The organism is Stenotrophomonas sp. CFBP8994 (assembly GCF_034044835.1).
Lineage (GTDB): Bacteria > Pseudomonadota > Gammaproteobacteria > Xanthomonadales > Xanthomonadaceae > Stenotrophomonas > Stenotrophomonas rhizophila_A.
Map to the genome: position 1 here is coordinate 749,508 of NZ_JAXCWT010000001.1, position 15,189 is coordinate 764,696.

General features: G+C 66.3%; 15 protein-coding genes and 1 pseudogene. 8 read left to right on the forward strand and 8 right to left on the reverse strand.

Annotation, left to right across the window (positions count from 1 at the left end; all coding sequences use genetic code 11):
* Positions 1–89: 89 nt before the first annotated feature.
* On the reverse strand, positions 90–1,484 hold the full coding sequence (locus SOM39_RS03580; RefSeq protein ID WP_414715839.1) for an amino acid permease: 1,395 nt from the start codon (positions 1,482–1,484) through the stop codon (positions 90–92).
* A gap of 85 nt (positions 1,485–1,569) precedes the next feature.
* Positions 1,570–2,280, reverse strand: a complete 711-nt coding sequence (locus SOM39_RS03585) for an AraC family transcriptional regulator (protein ID WP_068853648.1) — start codon at positions 2,278–2,280, stop codon at positions 1,570–1,572.
* A 157-nt stretch (positions 2,281–2,437) separates the two neighbouring features.
* On the opposite strand from SOM39_RS03585, the gene SOM39_RS03590 reads away from it, so the two are divergent.
* From SOM39_RS03590 to SOM39_RS03600, 3 genes and pseudogenes are all read left to right on the forward strand, one after another.
* Complete coding sequence (locus tag SOM39_RS03590) at positions 2,438–4,522, forward strand: catalase (RefSeq protein WP_320457495.1); 2,085 nt, start codon at positions 2,438–2,440, stop codon at positions 4,520–4,522.
* Positions 4,523–4,618: 96 nt separating this feature from the next.
* Positions 4,619–4,795: pseudogene (locus SOM39_RS03595) on the forward strand (HupB); the annotation flags it as partial.
* A gap of 244 nt (positions 4,796–5,039) precedes the next feature.
* The gene (locus SOM39_RS03600; protein ID WP_320457496.1) at positions 5,040–5,579 is read left to right on the forward strand and encodes a hypothetical protein; all 540 of its coding nucleotides are present in this window, start codon (positions 5,040–5,042) and stop codon (positions 5,577–5,579) included.
* A 52-nt stretch (positions 5,580–5,631) separates the two neighbouring features.
* On the opposite strand, the gene SOM39_RS03605 is transcribed toward SOM39_RS03600, so the two are convergent.
* The 5 genes from SOM39_RS03605 to hflK form a co-directional block, all read right to left on the reverse strand.
* Positions 5,632–6,036: a hypothetical protein gene (locus SOM39_RS03605; protein ID WP_095364404.1), complete on the reverse strand. Its 405-nt coding sequence runs from the start codon at positions 6,034–6,036 to the stop codon at positions 5,632–5,634.
* Entirely contained in the window at positions 5,999–6,598 is a 600-nt protein-coding gene (locus SOM39_RS03610) for a transcriptional regulator (RefSeq protein WP_255220528.1), read from the reverse strand. Before SOM39_RS03610 ends, SOM39_RS03605 begins: the two co-directional genes overlap by 38 nt.
* 188 nt (positions 6,599–6,786) lie before the next feature.
* Positions 6,787–8,079: an adenylosuccinate synthase gene (locus SOM39_RS03615; RefSeq protein WP_320457497.1), complete on the reverse strand. Its 1,293-nt coding sequence runs from the start codon at positions 8,077–8,079 to the stop codon at positions 6,787–6,789.
* A gap of 218 nt (positions 8,080–8,297) precedes the next feature.
* Positions 8,298–9,161 (reverse strand): protease modulator HflC, encoded by an 864-nt coding sequence (hflC, locus tag SOM39_RS03620; protein WP_093532862.1) that lies wholly within the window; start codon positions 9,159–9,161, stop codon positions 8,298–8,300.
* The gene (gene hflK / locus SOM39_RS03625; RefSeq protein WP_093532861.1) at positions 9,158–10,300 is read right to left on the reverse strand and encodes an FtsH protease activity modulator HflK; all 1,143 of its coding nucleotides are present in this window, start codon (positions 10,298–10,300) and stop codon (positions 9,158–9,160) included. The genes hflC and hflK overlap by 4 nt, the downstream gene beginning before the upstream one ends.
* 170 nt (positions 10,301–10,470) lie before the next feature.
* Here hflK and SOM39_RS03630 point away from each other — a divergent pair, with 170 nt between their 5' ends.
* Together SOM39_RS03630 and pilH are read left to right on the forward strand one after the other, a co-directional pair.
* Complete coding sequence (locus tag SOM39_RS03630) at positions 10,471–11,466, forward strand: YhdH/YhfP family quinone oxidoreductase (protein ID WP_320457498.1); 996 nt, start codon at positions 10,471–10,473, stop codon at positions 11,464–11,466.
* An 89-nt stretch (positions 11,467–11,555) separates the two neighbouring features.
* Positions 11,556–11,939, forward strand: coding sequence for a twitching motility response regulator PilH (gene pilH, locus SOM39_RS03635; protein ID WP_068853659.1), 384 nt, complete (start codon positions 11,556–11,558; stop codon positions 11,937–11,939).
* Positions 11,940–12,008: 69 nt separating this feature from the next.
* On the opposite strand, the gene SOM39_RS03640 is transcribed toward pilH, so the two are convergent.
* The gene (locus SOM39_RS03640; RefSeq protein WP_320457499.1) at positions 12,009–12,905 is read right to left on the reverse strand and encodes a DnaJ C-terminal domain-containing protein; all 897 of its coding nucleotides are present in this window, start codon (positions 12,903–12,905) and stop codon (positions 12,009–12,011) included.
* A gap of 222 nt (positions 12,906–13,127) precedes the next feature.
* Here SOM39_RS03640 and SOM39_RS03645 point away from each other — a divergent pair, with 222 nt between their 5' ends.
* The 3 genes from SOM39_RS03645 (at position 13,128) to SOM39_RS03655 (ending at position 15,189) form a co-directional block, all read left to right on the forward strand.
* On the forward strand, positions 13,128–13,610 hold the full coding sequence (locus SOM39_RS03645; protein ID WP_320457500.1) for a peroxiredoxin: 483 nt from the start codon (positions 13,128–13,130) through the stop codon (positions 13,608–13,610).
* A 33-nt stretch (positions 13,611–13,643) separates the two neighbouring features.
* Positions 13,644–14,246, forward strand: a complete 603-nt coding sequence (locus SOM39_RS03650) for a ferritin-like domain-containing protein (RefSeq protein ID WP_095364399.1) — start codon at positions 13,644–13,646, stop codon at positions 14,244–14,246.
* A gap of 151 nt (positions 14,247–14,397) precedes the next feature.
* Positions 14,398–15,189 carry a hypothetical protein gene (locus SOM39_RS03655; protein ID WP_320457501.1) on the forward strand — a complete coding sequence of 264 codons (792 nt, stop codon included), beginning with the start codon at positions 14,398–14,400 and terminating at the stop codon, positions 15,187–15,189.

A 15,189-nucleotide genomic window follows, 5' to 3' on the forward strand; every position in this document is an offset into this window, starting at 1 on the left:
GGCGTTGAGGTCTGATCCTCCCGCTTGGCTGAAATGAATACGGCCCGCGAAAGCGGGCCGTATTCATTTCACGCAACACCCATCCGGGATCAATCGACCTGGCGGTTGCGGCGCGCGCGGCGGGAAATTTCGCTGGTGATGGCGATCACCGCGGTGAGCGCGGCCATCGACAGGAACTGCACGCGGGTGTGCGCTTCGGAGAGCAGCAGGCCGAAGATCAGTGCCAGCACGCACAGGCCGAGCACGGTCAGGTACGGGTAGCCGGCCATGCGGAACGGCAGGCGGGTGCCGTCGCGGTTGGCGCGGTGGCGCAGGATCAGTTGCGACAGCAGCGAGATCGTCCACACCAGCAGGCAGGTGGAGCCCACGATGTTCAGCAGCACCGGCAGCACCTTGTCCGGGAACACCAGCTCCATCACCGTGGCAGCGAAGCCGAACAGCACGCTGGCCAGCACCGCGATGATCGGCACGTGGCGCGGGTCGGTCCATCCCAGCACCGCCGGGGCTTCGCGGCGGCGCGCCAGCGAATACATCATGCGCGAGGCGCCATACAGGTTGGCGTTGAGCGCCGACAACAGTGCGATCACCGCGATCAAGGTGATGGCCGTGGCCGCCCCCGGAATGTTGGCCACCTGCAGCACCGCGGCGAACGGCGACTTCAGCGCTTCGCTGGTCCACGGCACCACGGCGATGATCACGCTCAGCGAGCCGATGTAGAACACCAGGATGCGCCAGGCCACGGTGCGGATGGCACGGGCAATGCTGCGCTCGGGGTCTTCGGTTTCGGCCGCGGCCACCGCCACGATTTCGGTGCCGCCGAAGGCGAACACCACCACCAGCAGCGCGGCACCGATCCCGGCCAGCCCGTTGGGGGCGAAACCGCCGTGTTGGGTGAAGTTGCTCAGGCCCGGCGACGCCACGTCCGGCAGCCAGCCCATCAGCAGCGCCACGCCAATCAGGATGAACGCGATGATGGCGGCCACCTTGAGGATCGCGAACCAGAACTCGAATTCGCCGAAGTTCTTCACCCCCAGCAGGTTGATCGCGGTGAAGAACAGCATGAATGCCAGCGCCGCCATCGGTACCGGGATCACCGGCCACACCGTGGCCAGCAGGCCCGCCGCACCGACCGCTTCGGCAGCGATCACGATCACCAGCTGCACCCACCACAGCCACCCCACCGTGGCACCGGCGGTGGCGCCCATGGCGTCGGCGGCGTACACCGAGAACGCGCCACTGGTCGGCTTGGCCGCAGCCATCTCGCCCAGCGCGTTCATCACGATGATCACCAGCGCACCGGCCACCAGGTAGGACAGCAGCACGGCCGGCCCGGCCGCCTGTACGCCCACCCCGGAGCCCAGGAACAGGCCGGCGCCGATGGCGCTGCCCAGGCCCATCATGATCAGCTGGCGGGGTTTGAGCGAGCTGCCGAGGCGGGTGTCGGCGGGTGCGGCGGCGGAGGCCGGAGTCTGGGATGCGGGCATCGGAATCGATTGGCGGGCAACAGGTGCGACACCATACCTTGTCCGGCCGGCGGACGGGATAGGGGCAGCGCCCCTGCCCCTGTAGTCAGGGCTCTGCGCGCTCTGCGATCTGGGCGCGATAGGCCCGCGGCGACACCCCGACCTCGGCCTTGAACTTGCGGGTGAACGCGCTCTGGTCGGTAAACCCGCAGGCCTGGCCGATGCTGGCGATGGTGTCGCTGCCATGCAGCAGATGCACCGCCATCTGGATGCGCAGCCGGGTCAGTACCTGCTGCGGGGTCATCTGGAACACCCTGCGGAAGGTGCGCTCCAGCTTGGACAGCGAAAACCCGGTGATATCCAGCAGGGTCTGCATGCGCACGTTCTCGGCGTAATGCGCGTTCAGGTGGGCCAGCGCCAGCCGCAGCTGTTCGTATTGGGTGCCCAGGCTGTCTTTCTGCCCCAGGTCGCGCGAGATCCCGATCAGCCCGCGGATCTGTCCGTCCACCAGCAGCGGCCGCTTGCAGGTCAGGCACCAGCCCGGCTCGCGGTTGGCGAACAGGTGCAGCTCCATCAGGTTCTCGATCACTTTGCCGGCCAGCACCTGCGCATCCTGGGTGGCGTAGTCCGCGCCCAGCCCCGTGGGGTAGATCTCGGCAGCGGTGCGCCCGATCACTTCCTTGCGCGACTTCAGCCCCAGCCGGCGCAGCATGGTCTGGTTGATGTGCGTGTAGCGCCCGTCGCGGTCCTTCATGAAGAACAGCACATCGGGAATCGCATCGAACAGGGCTTCGATGTCGGCAGGTTCAACGCGCATGCGGGGGCGGCAGGAGGATGGACACACCACCAAGGATACCTGCCTGGTTGCCGGCGTGAAGCGCAGGTGCATGCGCGACCGGGTTCTCCGACCGGCGATTAACGCCCCGCCCGCCACTGTGAGGCGTTGCATCCCCCTGCCAGCCCGGAGTCGCCTGATGGCCACCAGCAAGCCCCGCACCAAATCCGCCCCTCCCGCCGATCGCCGTGGCGAAGGCGACGAACTTCACCAGCAGGCCGGCGGTGGCCATCCGGCACTGACCACCAACCAGGGCATCCCGGTGGCGGACAACCAGAACTCGCTGCGCGACACCCCGCGCGGACCGACGTTGCTGGAAGACTTCATCCTGCGCGAGAAGATCACCCACTTCGACCATGAGCGCATTCCGGAGCGCATCGTGCACGCGCGCGGCAGCGCTGCGCACGGCTATTTCGAACTTACCCGTTCGCTGGAGGAATTCACCCGTGCGCGTGTGCTGACCGAAGTAGGCGTCCGCACGCCCGTGTTCACCCGTTTCTCCACCGTCGCCGGTGGTGCCGGTTCCGTGGACACCCCGCGCGATGTGCGCGGCTTCGCGGTGAAGTTCTATACGCCCGAGGGTAACTGGGACCTGGTGGGTAACAACATCCCGGTGTTCTTCATCCAGGACGCGATCAAGTTCCCCGACCTTATCCACGCGGTCAAGATGGAACCGGACCGTGCATTCCCGCAGGCCGCCAGCGCCCATGACACGTTCTGGGATTTCGTTTCGCTGATGCCCGAATCGATGCACATGATCATGTGGGCGATGAGCGACCGCACCATTCCGCGTTCGCTTCGCACCATCGAAGGCTTCGGCATCCACAGCTTCCGGCTGTTGAACGATGCCGGCGAATCCACCTTCGTGAAGTTCCACTGGCGGCCCAAGCTTGGGGTGCAGTCCACCGTGTGGGACGAGGCGGTGAAGCTGCAGGGGGCGGACAACGATTTCCACCGCCGCGACCTGTTCGAGGCGATCACTGCCGGTGACTTCCCCGAATGGGAGCTGGCGGTGCAGCTGTTCACCGAAGAAGAAGCCGAGGCGTTCCCGTTCGACCACCTGGATTCGACCAAGATCATTCCCGAATCGCTGGTGCCGCTGACCGTTGTCGGCCGGATGGTGCTGGACCGCTGGCCGGACAACTTCTTCGCGGAAACCGAGCAGGTCGCCTATTGCCCGGCCAACGTGCCGCCCGGCATCGATTTCAGCAACGACCCGCTGCTTCAGGGACGGCTGTTCTCGTACCTGGACACCCAGCTCAGCCGCCTGGGTGGGCCGAACTTCCACCAGATTCCAGTCAACGCACCCAAGTGCCCGTTCGCCAACCATCAACGCGACGGCCATATGCAGATGAACATCCCCAAGGGCCGGGTAGCATATGACCCCAGCTCGCTGCAGGGCGACAGCCCGCGCGAGACCGCTGATGGCTTCCCCAGCCATGCCACGCCGGCCGATGATGGTCGCAAGGGGCGCGTTCGTGCTGCCAGCTTCGCCGACCACTACAGCCAGGCGCGCATGTTCTTCCGCAGCCTGGAGGCGCCGGAGCAGGCGCACCTGGCCTCTGCGCTGGTGTTTGAATTGTCCAAGGTGGAAACGGTACCCGTGCGCGAGCGCACGGTGAGCCACCTGCGCAACATCGACGAGTCGTTGGCCAAACGCGTTGCCGACGGCCTGGCGATGCCCGCCCTGCCCGCCCCGGCCGCTACTGCCACTCCGGCCCAGGACCTGCCCAAGGCGCCGGAAGTGCGCATCATCGGCCGCACCAAGGACCTGCTCAAGGGCCGCTGCATCGGCATCCTGTTCGACGAAGGCTCCGACGCGGGGTTGATCGCAAACCTGCGCAAGGCAGCCGAGAAAGCCGGCGCGAAGGTGAAGCTGGTCGCGCCCAAGGTCGGCGGCGGCAAGCTGAGCGACGGCAGACTGCAGCCTGCGGATGGCCAGCTGGCCGGCACGCCCTCGGTGGTGTTCGACGCAGTGGCGATCGTACTGAGCACCGACGCCGCCAAGCGCCTGAGCAAGGAATCGGCCGCGATCGATTTCGCCGCGGACGCCTGGGCGCACCTGAAGGCCATTGCCGCCGATGACGGCGCCCAGCAGCTGCTCAAGACGGCGCGCGTTGGCAAAGACAATGGGGTGGTGGAAGCCGAAGACGCCAAGGGCTTCATCGCCGCCGCCGCCACCCGCCAGTGGGCGCGCGAACCCAAGGTCCGCACCCTCGCCTGACCCGTCCCGGCAGGAGCGGACAGTGGATCCGCTCCTGCCGGGCAACGTGTAGAGCGGACCTTTGGTCCGCTGCTCCCTGAAGAGAGGACGATTCCCATGCCGCGCGGAGACAAATCCAGTTACACCGACAAGCAGAAGCGCCAGGCCGAGCACATCGAGGAAAGCGAAAAAGCCGAGGGTCGCAGCGACGAAGCCGCCGAACGCATCGCCTGGGCGACTGTGAACAAGCAGGATGGCGGCGGCAAGAAACGGCCGGCGAAGAAGGCCTCCAAGGCATCCCGGTAGGGTTGGTTCCCAAACAACCGCCAGTACAGGTGCCACGCACATTGACGCATGGACCTGAAAATGAAACAGGTTTCCGCATCACCAACGCGTACGCCAGCGCACCACCACCGCGCCTGGCTAAGCGGCCCCCTGACCCGATGCAGGGTTTGGCCCGGCACCGCCTTGACGGACTGCGCGGTGGATGGGCGATACTCGCGCATCACCGCAGGATGCGAACAGGGGAACCACTTACATGAAAACTGCACGCACGCTGGCCTTGTTGGCCCTGCTGATGCCGTTGTCCGCACTGGCGCAGACGGCCCTGCACGATGGCCAGGGCAACGCGCTGCCCGACACGTCGTCGGCGAAATCCAGCGAAGGCTTCTCCGCGTCGATGGTGGTCACCGCAGACCCGGAATGGCAGCAGAAGTGGGAAAACCCGGTTAACGGGGTGCCGCGCTTCGAGCTGGCCACCGAGGTCAAGGAAGGCGGCTCGCTCTACATCCTGTCCTTCCTGACCAACCCGAAGCTGGACGCCGCCGGCATGGCGCAGGTGCGCTGCGACCTGCGCATCACCCGTCCCGACGGCAGCCTGAGCGGCGACGAGCACGACTTGCCCTGCTTCGTCACCCAGCTCGATACCGATCCCAACAGTGTCTATCTGTCTTCGGTAGGAATGAAGTTCACTGCTGAAGCGGGCGACCCCAAAGGGACTTGGACAGTGGCGATCAACGTGCGCGACACGCTGCGCAACGTAACTATTCCGCTGCAGTCTTCGTTCGAGATGCGCTGACCGCATCGGTGGGCGCGCTTGGAATTGGGTCGCGTTTGCACCGGCCCCTTCTTCATTCCAAAGCGGATCGCACCGCGTCACATGCCTCGATCAAGTCGAGTACCAACCGTTCGGTCACATCGAGGTGACCCTCGTACTCTGCAATGTTCCGCTGCTGGTGGCATTTGTCGAGAACGCGCCAGACCCCGGCTCCCATTCCAAGCGTGTGCGGAAGGAGCTGGAACACGAGATAACGGTGTGCCGGGCGAAAACCTTGCCGACGCAACGCTGCCAGGCATAGCGCGTGCGCTGCGTTGTAGGCTAGATCGAAACGACTCTCCAAGGAGAGTTCCGTGCGGCGCGCATCCAGAAGACGCGCTTTGCCAGACCGCAGCAGTCCGTCAATTTCGCGCGTGTCTGGCGGTTCGATGCTGAGTGATTTACCTGGCCCCGCCAGGTTGTGCAGCGCTGAGTTCATGCTCGCCTCCAATCACCCAGATTTTCGGCTGCGCCAGCACGCGCATCAAGAACGAATTTTCTTCGTGAATGCGTGCATTCCATTCATGGCGTGAATAGATGGTCGGATTGATCGGGCGCCCGAGCGCTTGCTGCGGTGTCTCCAAGTGCTGCATGACATCCGCGTAGCCCACTGTGTCGGAAACGATCATCAGATCGATATCGCTTCGTGCAGTGTCGCTCTGCTTGGCGACGGAACCGTATACGAAAGCAACGAGGATGTCGTCTGCGATGGGAAGCAACGCGTCTATAAGTGGACCAGCCAATCCGACGGTCTTGCGGATCATCGAGACGAGCTCGTGGTAGATGGGCGCGTCAGGGTTGGCCTGATAGCGCTTCTGATTTCCCGAGCGACGGACGGTCAGCAGACCTGCAGCGGTGAGCTTTGCGAGTTCACGCTGGACGGCGCCGGAGCCACCTCCGGTAGCTGTAATCAGTTCCGAGACGGCAAAGTCCCGATTGGGTTGACCGAAAATCAAGCCCAGGATTCGTTGCTGGGTTTGGGTGAAAAGGGCATCGGCCAAGCCGGAGCGTGGCGGTGGAGCTGTGACGGAGGTGGCCTTGTTACCCATATTGGGCATATTAATGCCCAATATGGGTATGTTCAAGTGCGCCAAGTAAAACGCAGAAGCCCCGCTTTCGCGGGGCTTCTGGTTGCCAGGCAGGGCCTGGCACTACGCCGGATGATGTCTGGCGTGGCCGGGCGCCTGGATCAGGCGAACGGGTCCTGCAGGACCATGGTGTGGTCGCGGTCCGGGCCGGTGGAGACGATGCTGATCGGGCAGCCGGCCAGCTCTTCCAGGGCACGCAGGTAGGCACGCGCGGCCGCCGGCAGCTTGTCCCACTCGGTGATGCCGTGGGTGTTCTCGTTCCAGCCCGGGAACTCCAGGTACACCGGGGTGCACTCTTCCCAGCCCTGCGCGTCCAGCGGCGCGTATTCGGTGCGCTTGCCACGGTATTCGTAGGCAATGCAGACCCTCAGCTTTTCCATGCCGTCCAGCACGTCCAGCTTGGTGATGCACAGGCCGCTGATGCCGTTGATGGCCACGGCGCGCTTGAGCGCGACGATGTCCATCCAGCCGCAACGACGCGGACGGCCGGTGGAGGCGCCGTATTCGGCACCGCGGTCGCGGATGCCCTGGCCGATCTCGTCGTCCAGCTCGGTCGGGAACGGGCCGCCGCCGACGCGGGTGGCATACGCCTTGGCGATGCCCAGCACGTAGTCGATCGCATCGGCGCCGACGCCGGCACCGGCCAGCGCACCGCCCACGGTGGTGTTGGAGCTGGTGACGTACGGGTAGGTGCCGTGGTCGATGTCCAGCAGCGCGCCCTGCGCACCTTCGAACAGCACGCGCTTACCCTGCTTGCGCAGGTCGTGCAGGATGCCGGCCACGTCGGACTTCATCGGCTGGACGTACTCGCCGAAGGCCAGTGCTTCGTCGTAGGTCTTCTGGAAGTCGACCGCGTCGGTCTTGAGGTAATTGGTCAGCACGAAGTTGTGGTAATCCAGCGCGGTGCGCAGGAGCTCTTCGAGCTGGGCCGGGTAATGCAGGTCGGCGATGCGGATGCCGCGACGCGCCACCTTGTCTTCATAGGCCGGGCCGATGCCACGGCCGGTGGTGCCGATCGCCTTGCCGCCGGCGGCGCGTTCGCGCGCCTGGTCCAGGGCGATGTGGTACGGCATGATCAGCGGCGCGGCCGGGGAGATCTTCAGGCGCGAACGCACTTCCACGCCGGAGGTCTCCAGCTCGGCGATTTCCTTCTGCAGCGCAGCCGGCGAGATCACCACGCCGTTGCCGATCAGGCACAGCGCGTCTTCACGCAGGATGCCCGACGGGATCAGGTGCAGCACGGTCTTCTTGCCATTGATGACAAGGGTGTGGCCGGCATTGTGGCCGCCCTGGAAACGCACTACGGCACCGATTTCCTCGGTGAGCAGATCGACGATCTTGCCCTTGCCTTCATCGCCCCACTGGGCACCAAGCACTACGACAGACTGACCCATGACGGGCTCCTCGAATTGTTGCGGCCATCGGGGCCGCGGACGGGTAAACCGTAGCAGGGCCGGCCGGCGCGGAAGTGACGGCTCCAATCGGGGAGCGGTCGGCGAAGGCAGGCCCAGACACGGAAAAAGCCGAACGGGGAGGCCCGTCCGGCTTTTGTGCATTATCCGGGTTTCCGGGGTCGACCGCCACCCCGAAGGGGGGCGGATTCAACCGACGGTCAGCGGTCGTTCTTCATGTACTGCAGGAACGGGTCGTTCTTGTCCAGCACGATCACCCCGTTGCCGTCGGTCATGGAGTTCCGGTAGGCCTCCAGGCTGCGGTAGAACGAGAAGAACGACGGATCTGCCGAGCCGGCCTGGCCGTAGATCCGGGCCGCTTCGGCGTCACCGGCACCGCGCAGGCGCTGGGCGTCGCGCTCGGCTTCGGCCACGATCACGGTGCTTTCGCGGTCGGCCTGGGCACGGATGGTGAGCGACTGCTCTTCACCCTCTGCCCGCAGCTTGGCCGCTTCCTGCTTGCGCTGGGCGCGCATGCGCTCGTACACGTCGTTGATCACCTGGCTGTCGGTCGGCAGGTCGATCTGCTTGATGCGCAGGTCGATGATCTGCATGCCCAGGCCCTTGACCGCCTCGTTGATGCCGGTCAGCTGGCCGGCAATCAGTTCGCTGCGATCGCCGGAGACCAGCTGCTGCAACGAACGCGAGTTGATCTGGTTGCGCAGCGAGTCGGTGATGATCGGCGCCAGCCGGGCATCGGCCACGCTGGCATCGCCGCCGGTGGCGCGGTAGTAGGCGCGCACGTCGGAGATGTAGCCAATGGCGAAGAAGTCGACGCTGACGTCCTTCTGCTCGGCGGTGAAGTAACGCGCCGGGGCGGTGGCCAGCACCTGGAAGCGGCGGTCGAACACACGCACCGTTTCCACCAGCGGCAGCTTGAAGTGCAGGCCCGGCTTGATGTCGGCACGGACCACCTTGCCCAGGTTCAGCACCATGGCGGTCTGGTCCTCACGGACCACGAACACCGAACCCAGCAGGCCCAGCAGGACAGCAACGGCCAGGCCAATCCAAAGCGGACTCTTCATCGGATGGCTCCTTCGCTACCGGTCGGTCGGGTGGTCGGGCGCGTGGTCGGGCGCTCGGCGTTGCGCACGCCGTCAACCGGAGTGCTGGCCGGCAGCGACGGCATCATCACTTCCGGGGTCACCAGCGGGGTGCCACTGGTGCCGGCGGCAGCGCCGGCACGGTTGTCGGGCATGGGCACGTAGATCAGCTGGCGGCCATCGCCGCCGATGACCTTGCGGTTCTCGGCCAACACCTTCTCCACGGTTTCCAGCCACAGGCGCTTGCGGGTGACTTCCGGGGCGTCCTTGTACTGGGCCTGCAGCAGGCTGAAGCGCTCGGCGTCACCCTGCGCGCGGGCCACCACGGCCTGCTTGAAGCCTTCGGCGGTGGTGCGGGCGCGCGAGGCCTGGCCACGGGCTTCGGGCACGACCTTGGCCGCGTAGGCCTGGGCTTCGTTGATCAGGCGTTCCTTGACCTGCTGGGCACCGTTGACCTCGTCGAAGGCCGGCTTGACCTCTTCTGGCGGACGGGCATCGGGCAGGGTCAGGCCGGTCACGACCAGGCCGGTGCGGTAGGCCTTGAGCGCGGCCTGCAGGCGTTCCTGCGCGACCACGGCCAGCGGGCCACGGTTGTTGAGGACGGCGTTGAGGTCGGCACGGCCGACCTGCTCGCGCACCGCGCTCTGCGCCGACTGCTCCAGCACCTGGTCGGCCGACACCGAGCCGAACAGGTACAGGCGCGGATCGTCGATGCGGTACTGCACGTTGAGCGACACGCGCACGATGTTCTCGTCGCGGGTCAGCACCGGCACTTCGCTGCTGAAGGTTTTGATCTGGGTCGCGTTGACCTTGGTCACCGACTCGATCGGCCAGGGCAGCTTGAAGTTCGGGCCGGGCTGCAGGATCCGCGAGAACTGGCCGAAGCGCAGCACCACGCCGCGTTGCTGTTCGCCGATCAGCTGGAAGCTGGAGAACAACAGCAGCAGGACCACCGCCACCGCCACCCAACGCAGGATGCCGCCATCGAACAGGTCCTTGAGCGGTCCGGGCAACCCGCCCCAACCACCACCACCGCCGCCACCGCGCGGGCCGAACGGCCCTCGTCGATTCTCGTCGGAACCCTGTCCGCCCTTGTTGCCGCCGGGTGTATTCCAGGCCATGCACGCTCCATCAGTAAAGGTTGCCTGCGGGCCAGTCCCGCACCGTCAACCGTTCAATCCTGTCCGATTCTACTAGATGGGGCTGACCGACAGGATTGGAAGGGGCAACCCGGCGCAGGTCGCGATTCATCACGGTAAGGTGGAGCCCCCCATTCTGCAGGGCCACCCCCATGGCGATCCCCGAGCGGTTCACCGCCTTCCGCATCCACCAGGACGAGCAGGGCCACCACAGTGGCCTGGAGCCGATCGGCCTGGCCCAGCTCAACCCGGGCGAGGTGGTGGTGCGCGCCGAATGGTCGTCGGTGAACTACAAGGATGCCCTGGCCGGCACCGGCAAGGGGCGCATCCTGCGCCGCTTCCCGCTGGTGGGCGGGATCGACGTGGCCGGCACGGTGGTGGCCTCGACCGACCCGGCCTGGCGCGAGGGCGATGCGGTGCTGGCCACCGGCTGCGGGCTCAGCGAGACCCGCGATGGCGGTTACAGCCAGTATGTCCGGCTGGCGTCCAGCGCGGTCATCGCACGCCCCGCCGGCCTGGGCGCGCGCGAAGCAATGGTGATCGGCACCGCCGGGTTCACCGCGGCGCTGGCCCTGCTGCGGATGCTCGACAACCGGCTCACCCCGGCCCACGGCCCGCTGGCGGTGACCGGTGCGACCGGCGGGGTCGGTTCGCTGGCGGTGGATATCTTCAGCCGGGCCGGGTTCGAGGTGCACGCGATCAGCGGCAAGGCGGAGCAGGCCGATTACCTGCGGGGGCTGGGCGCGCGCGAGGTGCTGCCGCGCGACAGCCTGGCCACGGACAAGCCGATGGCGTCCGCCCGCTTCGGGGGTGGCCTGGACAATGCTGGCGGGCCGATGCTGGCCGGCCTGCTGGCCCAGACCGTGCCCTACGGCAGCGTGGTCAGCGCGGGCCTGGCCGCCAGTCCGGCGCTGGACATGACGGTGATGCCCTTCATCATCCGGGGCGTGTCGCTGCTGGGCGTGTCGTCGTCTTCGGCCCCGCGTGCGCTGCGCGAGCAGGTCTGGGAGCGACTGGGCGGCGACTGGAAGCCGCGCCACCTGGACGCGATCTGCACTGGCGAGATCGCCTTGGACGCATTGCCGGCCGCGTTCGAGCGGATGCTGGCCGGCGGCGCGCTGGGCCGCACCGTGGTGCGGATCGACTGAGCGTTGCAGCTGGGCGACGGACGGCGCGGCGGACGCTTCTCTCTGACACGGGCGCGGCCCTACACTGCGGGCATCACTTGGGGAACAACATGGCACGCATTCTGATCGTCGACGATTCACAGTTGCAGCAGGTCGCAATCAAACGCATCGTCGAGAAGCTGGGTCACGAGACATTGACCGCCGTGGATGGCGCCGACGGGGTGGAAGTGGCCAAGGCCGAGCTGCCCGACCTGGTCCTGATGGATGTGGTGATGCCCAACCTCAACGGGTTCCAGGCCACCCGCACCCTTGCGCGCGATGCCACCACCAAGCACATCCCCGTGATCCTGGTGACCACCAAGGACCAGGACACCGACCGCATGTGGGGCATGCGCCAGGGTGCCAAGGCCTACATCACCAAGCCGTTCTCCGAAGACGAGCTGTCCGAAGTGCTGGAACGGGTCTTCAGCGGGCAGCAGCCGCCTTCGGCGTGATGTGAGTGCGTACCGACCAACGGTCGGTACCTACCCGTTGTGGATACCGACCGCTGGTCGGTATGCCGGCTAGATCTTTTCGCCGAACGCCTTGGCCAGCGCCTTGTAGGCCTTCTTCTGCGCCTCATCGGTCGGCACCGGGGCGATGATCTCGATTTCCACGATCTGGTCGCCGTCCGGGTTGCCCGGCAGGCCGCGGCCACGCAGGCGCAGCTTGCGCCCGGCGTCCGAGCCGGCCGGCACCTTGAGCTCGACCGCACCGCCCAGGGTGGGGACGCTGATCGAGGTCCCCAATGCCGCCTGCCACGGGGTGACATCCAGCGTGTAGAGGATGTTGCGGCCGTCGACCTCGAACTGGGGATGCGCGGCGTATTCCACTTCCAGTAGCAGGTTGCCGCCGTTGGTGCCCTGCCCGGTCAGCCGGATCACCTGGCCCGGACGGATGCCCTTGGGCACGCGCACGTCCAGCTGCTTGCCGTTGACGGTAATGCGCAGACTGTCACCGCCGTAGGCCGCTTCCAGCGGTACCGACAGCTTGGCGCGGGTGTCGCGGACCGGCTGCGGGCCCGCGCCGGCGCCGCCAAAGCCACTGGCGCGGCCAGCCCCGCCGCCGCGCTGGCGGGCGAACAGGCTTTCGAAGAAGTCGCTGAAGCCACCGCCACCCGCGCCGCCGCCGAACACTTCCTCGAAATCAAAGCCCTGCGCGCCGCCATAGTTCGGCGGTGCATGGAACTCTTCGCCCGGGCGGTAGCCCTGGGCCTTGAGCTGGTCGTAGGCCGCGCGCTTCTGCGGGTCGCGCAGCGCTTCATAGGCCTCGTTGACCGCCTTGAACTTCTCTTCCGCGCCGGTTTCCTTGCTCACGTCCGGGTGGTACTTGCGCGCCAGCCGGCGGTAGGCGGTCTTGATTTCGGCATCGCCCGCGCTGGGTTCCACGCCCAGGGTGGCGTAGTAATCCTTGAATTCCATCCATACACCTCGAATAAGTTCGGCCGCCCGCGCCGGCGGGGGCCATGCCGGCAATTCTAGCGGCTGGCCGCCCCGCTGCCGTGATCGAACGAATGATCCTGCGCAATGCAGTCGCCACGGGCGTCGGATACGGTCGATATGGGAATGAACAGGCTTGTTTCAACGTTTTGACGCCGCGCTCCCACGCCCCTCACTACCCTGCCCTTGACCCAGGAGCTTTCCATGACCATCCACGTTGGCGACCGCATTCCCGAAGTCACCCTCAAGCGCATCCGCGAGGGCATGGAGACGCTGGACACCCATGCCCTGTTCGATGGCCGCAAGGCGGTGCTGTTCGCGGTGCCTGGCGCGTTTACCCCGACCTGCTCGGCCCGCCACCTGCCCGGCTATGTCGAGCATTTCGCCGATTTCCGCCACCGCGGCATCGACGTGTTCTGCATGGCGGTCAACGACCCGTTCGTGATGAAGGCCTGGGGCGAAAGCCAGCAGGTCCCCGACGGACTGCAGCTGCTGTCCGATGGCAACGGCGACTTGACCCGCGCGCTCGGCCTGGAACTGGACGCCAGCAGTTCCGGCATGGGCATGCGCTCGCGCCGCTTCGCGCTGTACGTGGAAGACGGTGTGGTCCGCAACACCTTCATCGAAGAGCCCGGCAAGTTCGAGGTCTCTTCGGCGCAGTACGTGCTGGAGCACCTGCCCAGCTGATCCCCCTCCCGCAACAAAGGAACCCGGCCAGCCATGTCAAAGCCAGCCAAGCAGCACCCCAACCCCTCCTCCAATGAAAGCACGCCCCAGCCCGCCAGCCGTCCGCCGGGCATCAGCGACACCGCAACCCTGCGCGCCAAGGCCCGCAAGGACATCGAAGATGGCGCCATCACCGACAGCTACACCGCCGACCGCGAAGCGGTGATCAAGCTGCTCAACGATGCGCTGGCCACCGAATACGTGTGCGTGCTGCGCTACTACCGCCATTACTTCATGGCCAAGGGCATGCTGGCCGACGCGGTCAAGGGCGAGTTCCTCGAGCACGCGCAGCAGGAACAGGCGCATGCCGGCAAGCTGGCCGAACGCATCGTGCAGCTGGGCGGTGAACCCGATCTCAACCCCGACACGCTGACCCGACGCTCCCATGCCGAGTACAAGGAAGGCAAGGACCTTCGCGACATGGTCCGCGAGAACCTGATCGCCGAACGCATCGCCATCGACAGCTATCGGGAGATGATCAACTTCGTGGGCGACAAGGACACCACCACCAAGCGGATCCTCGAGGAAATCTTGGCGCAGGAAGAAGAACACGCCGATGAATTCGCGGACCTGCTCGAGGGTTGGATCGGCGAATGATCGCCGTACCGACCAACGGTCGGTACCTACCAGATGCGCATGCATGATCGGTAGGTGCCGACCGTTGGTCGGTACCGTGCAATGAATCGGCAATGCGTCGGCCATGGCACGGTGGTAAGGTCGGCGACGTCCTCCTTGCAAGGAATGCATCGTGACCATTGCCCGCCGTTCTGCCCCGCTTGTGCTTGCCCTGCTGGCCTCTGCCGGGGCCTTCGCTCAGCCCGCCCCAGCGGCGGGCGAGCGCTCGCCGCCTTCGCCGCACTGCCTGGATGCACGTGGCGTACGCCAGGTCGAGCAGGCCAGCCCTGCCGCCATCGCCGTGCTGGGCGCCAATGGCCAGGCGTACCGGCTGGAGTTCACCGATGCCTGCCCCGGTGTCAACGAGGCCGAACAGGTCCGGCTGGACGCACCCGATGGCTGGGCCTGTGGCAGCCCCGGTGAGCGACTGGTGGTCGACGGCCGCACCTGCGCGGTGGCGGCGGTCGGGCTGATGGACAACCGCAGCTTCGCCGAAGCCGCCCGCGAGAGCAGCCGCCAGTACGCGGCGACCCTGCCGACAGTCAATGTGACGGCCAGATCAGCGCGCAGCAACCGGGCCCAGGCCTTCCAAGGCTCGCCCGAGTTCTGCTTCGCCACCCGCAACGTGCGCGGCTGGAGCGAAGATCCCAAGGGCGTGGTGGTGGAAACCAATCCGAACAAGAACGGCGGTCATCGCTACTACCACCTGGAGCTGGGCAGCAGCTGCAGCATCCTGGAGGGCGCCACCGCCGTGGACTTCCAGTCCGGTTTCCAGAACGGGTTGATCTGCGGCAACCCGGGCGACCGCATCGTCATGGCCGACAATGGCCTGGTCAACGACGGCGAGGGCGGCGATCAACGCGCCCACACCCCACGCTTCGCCCGCCCCGGCTGTTCGGTATTGGCCGTCTACCCCCGGGAATGA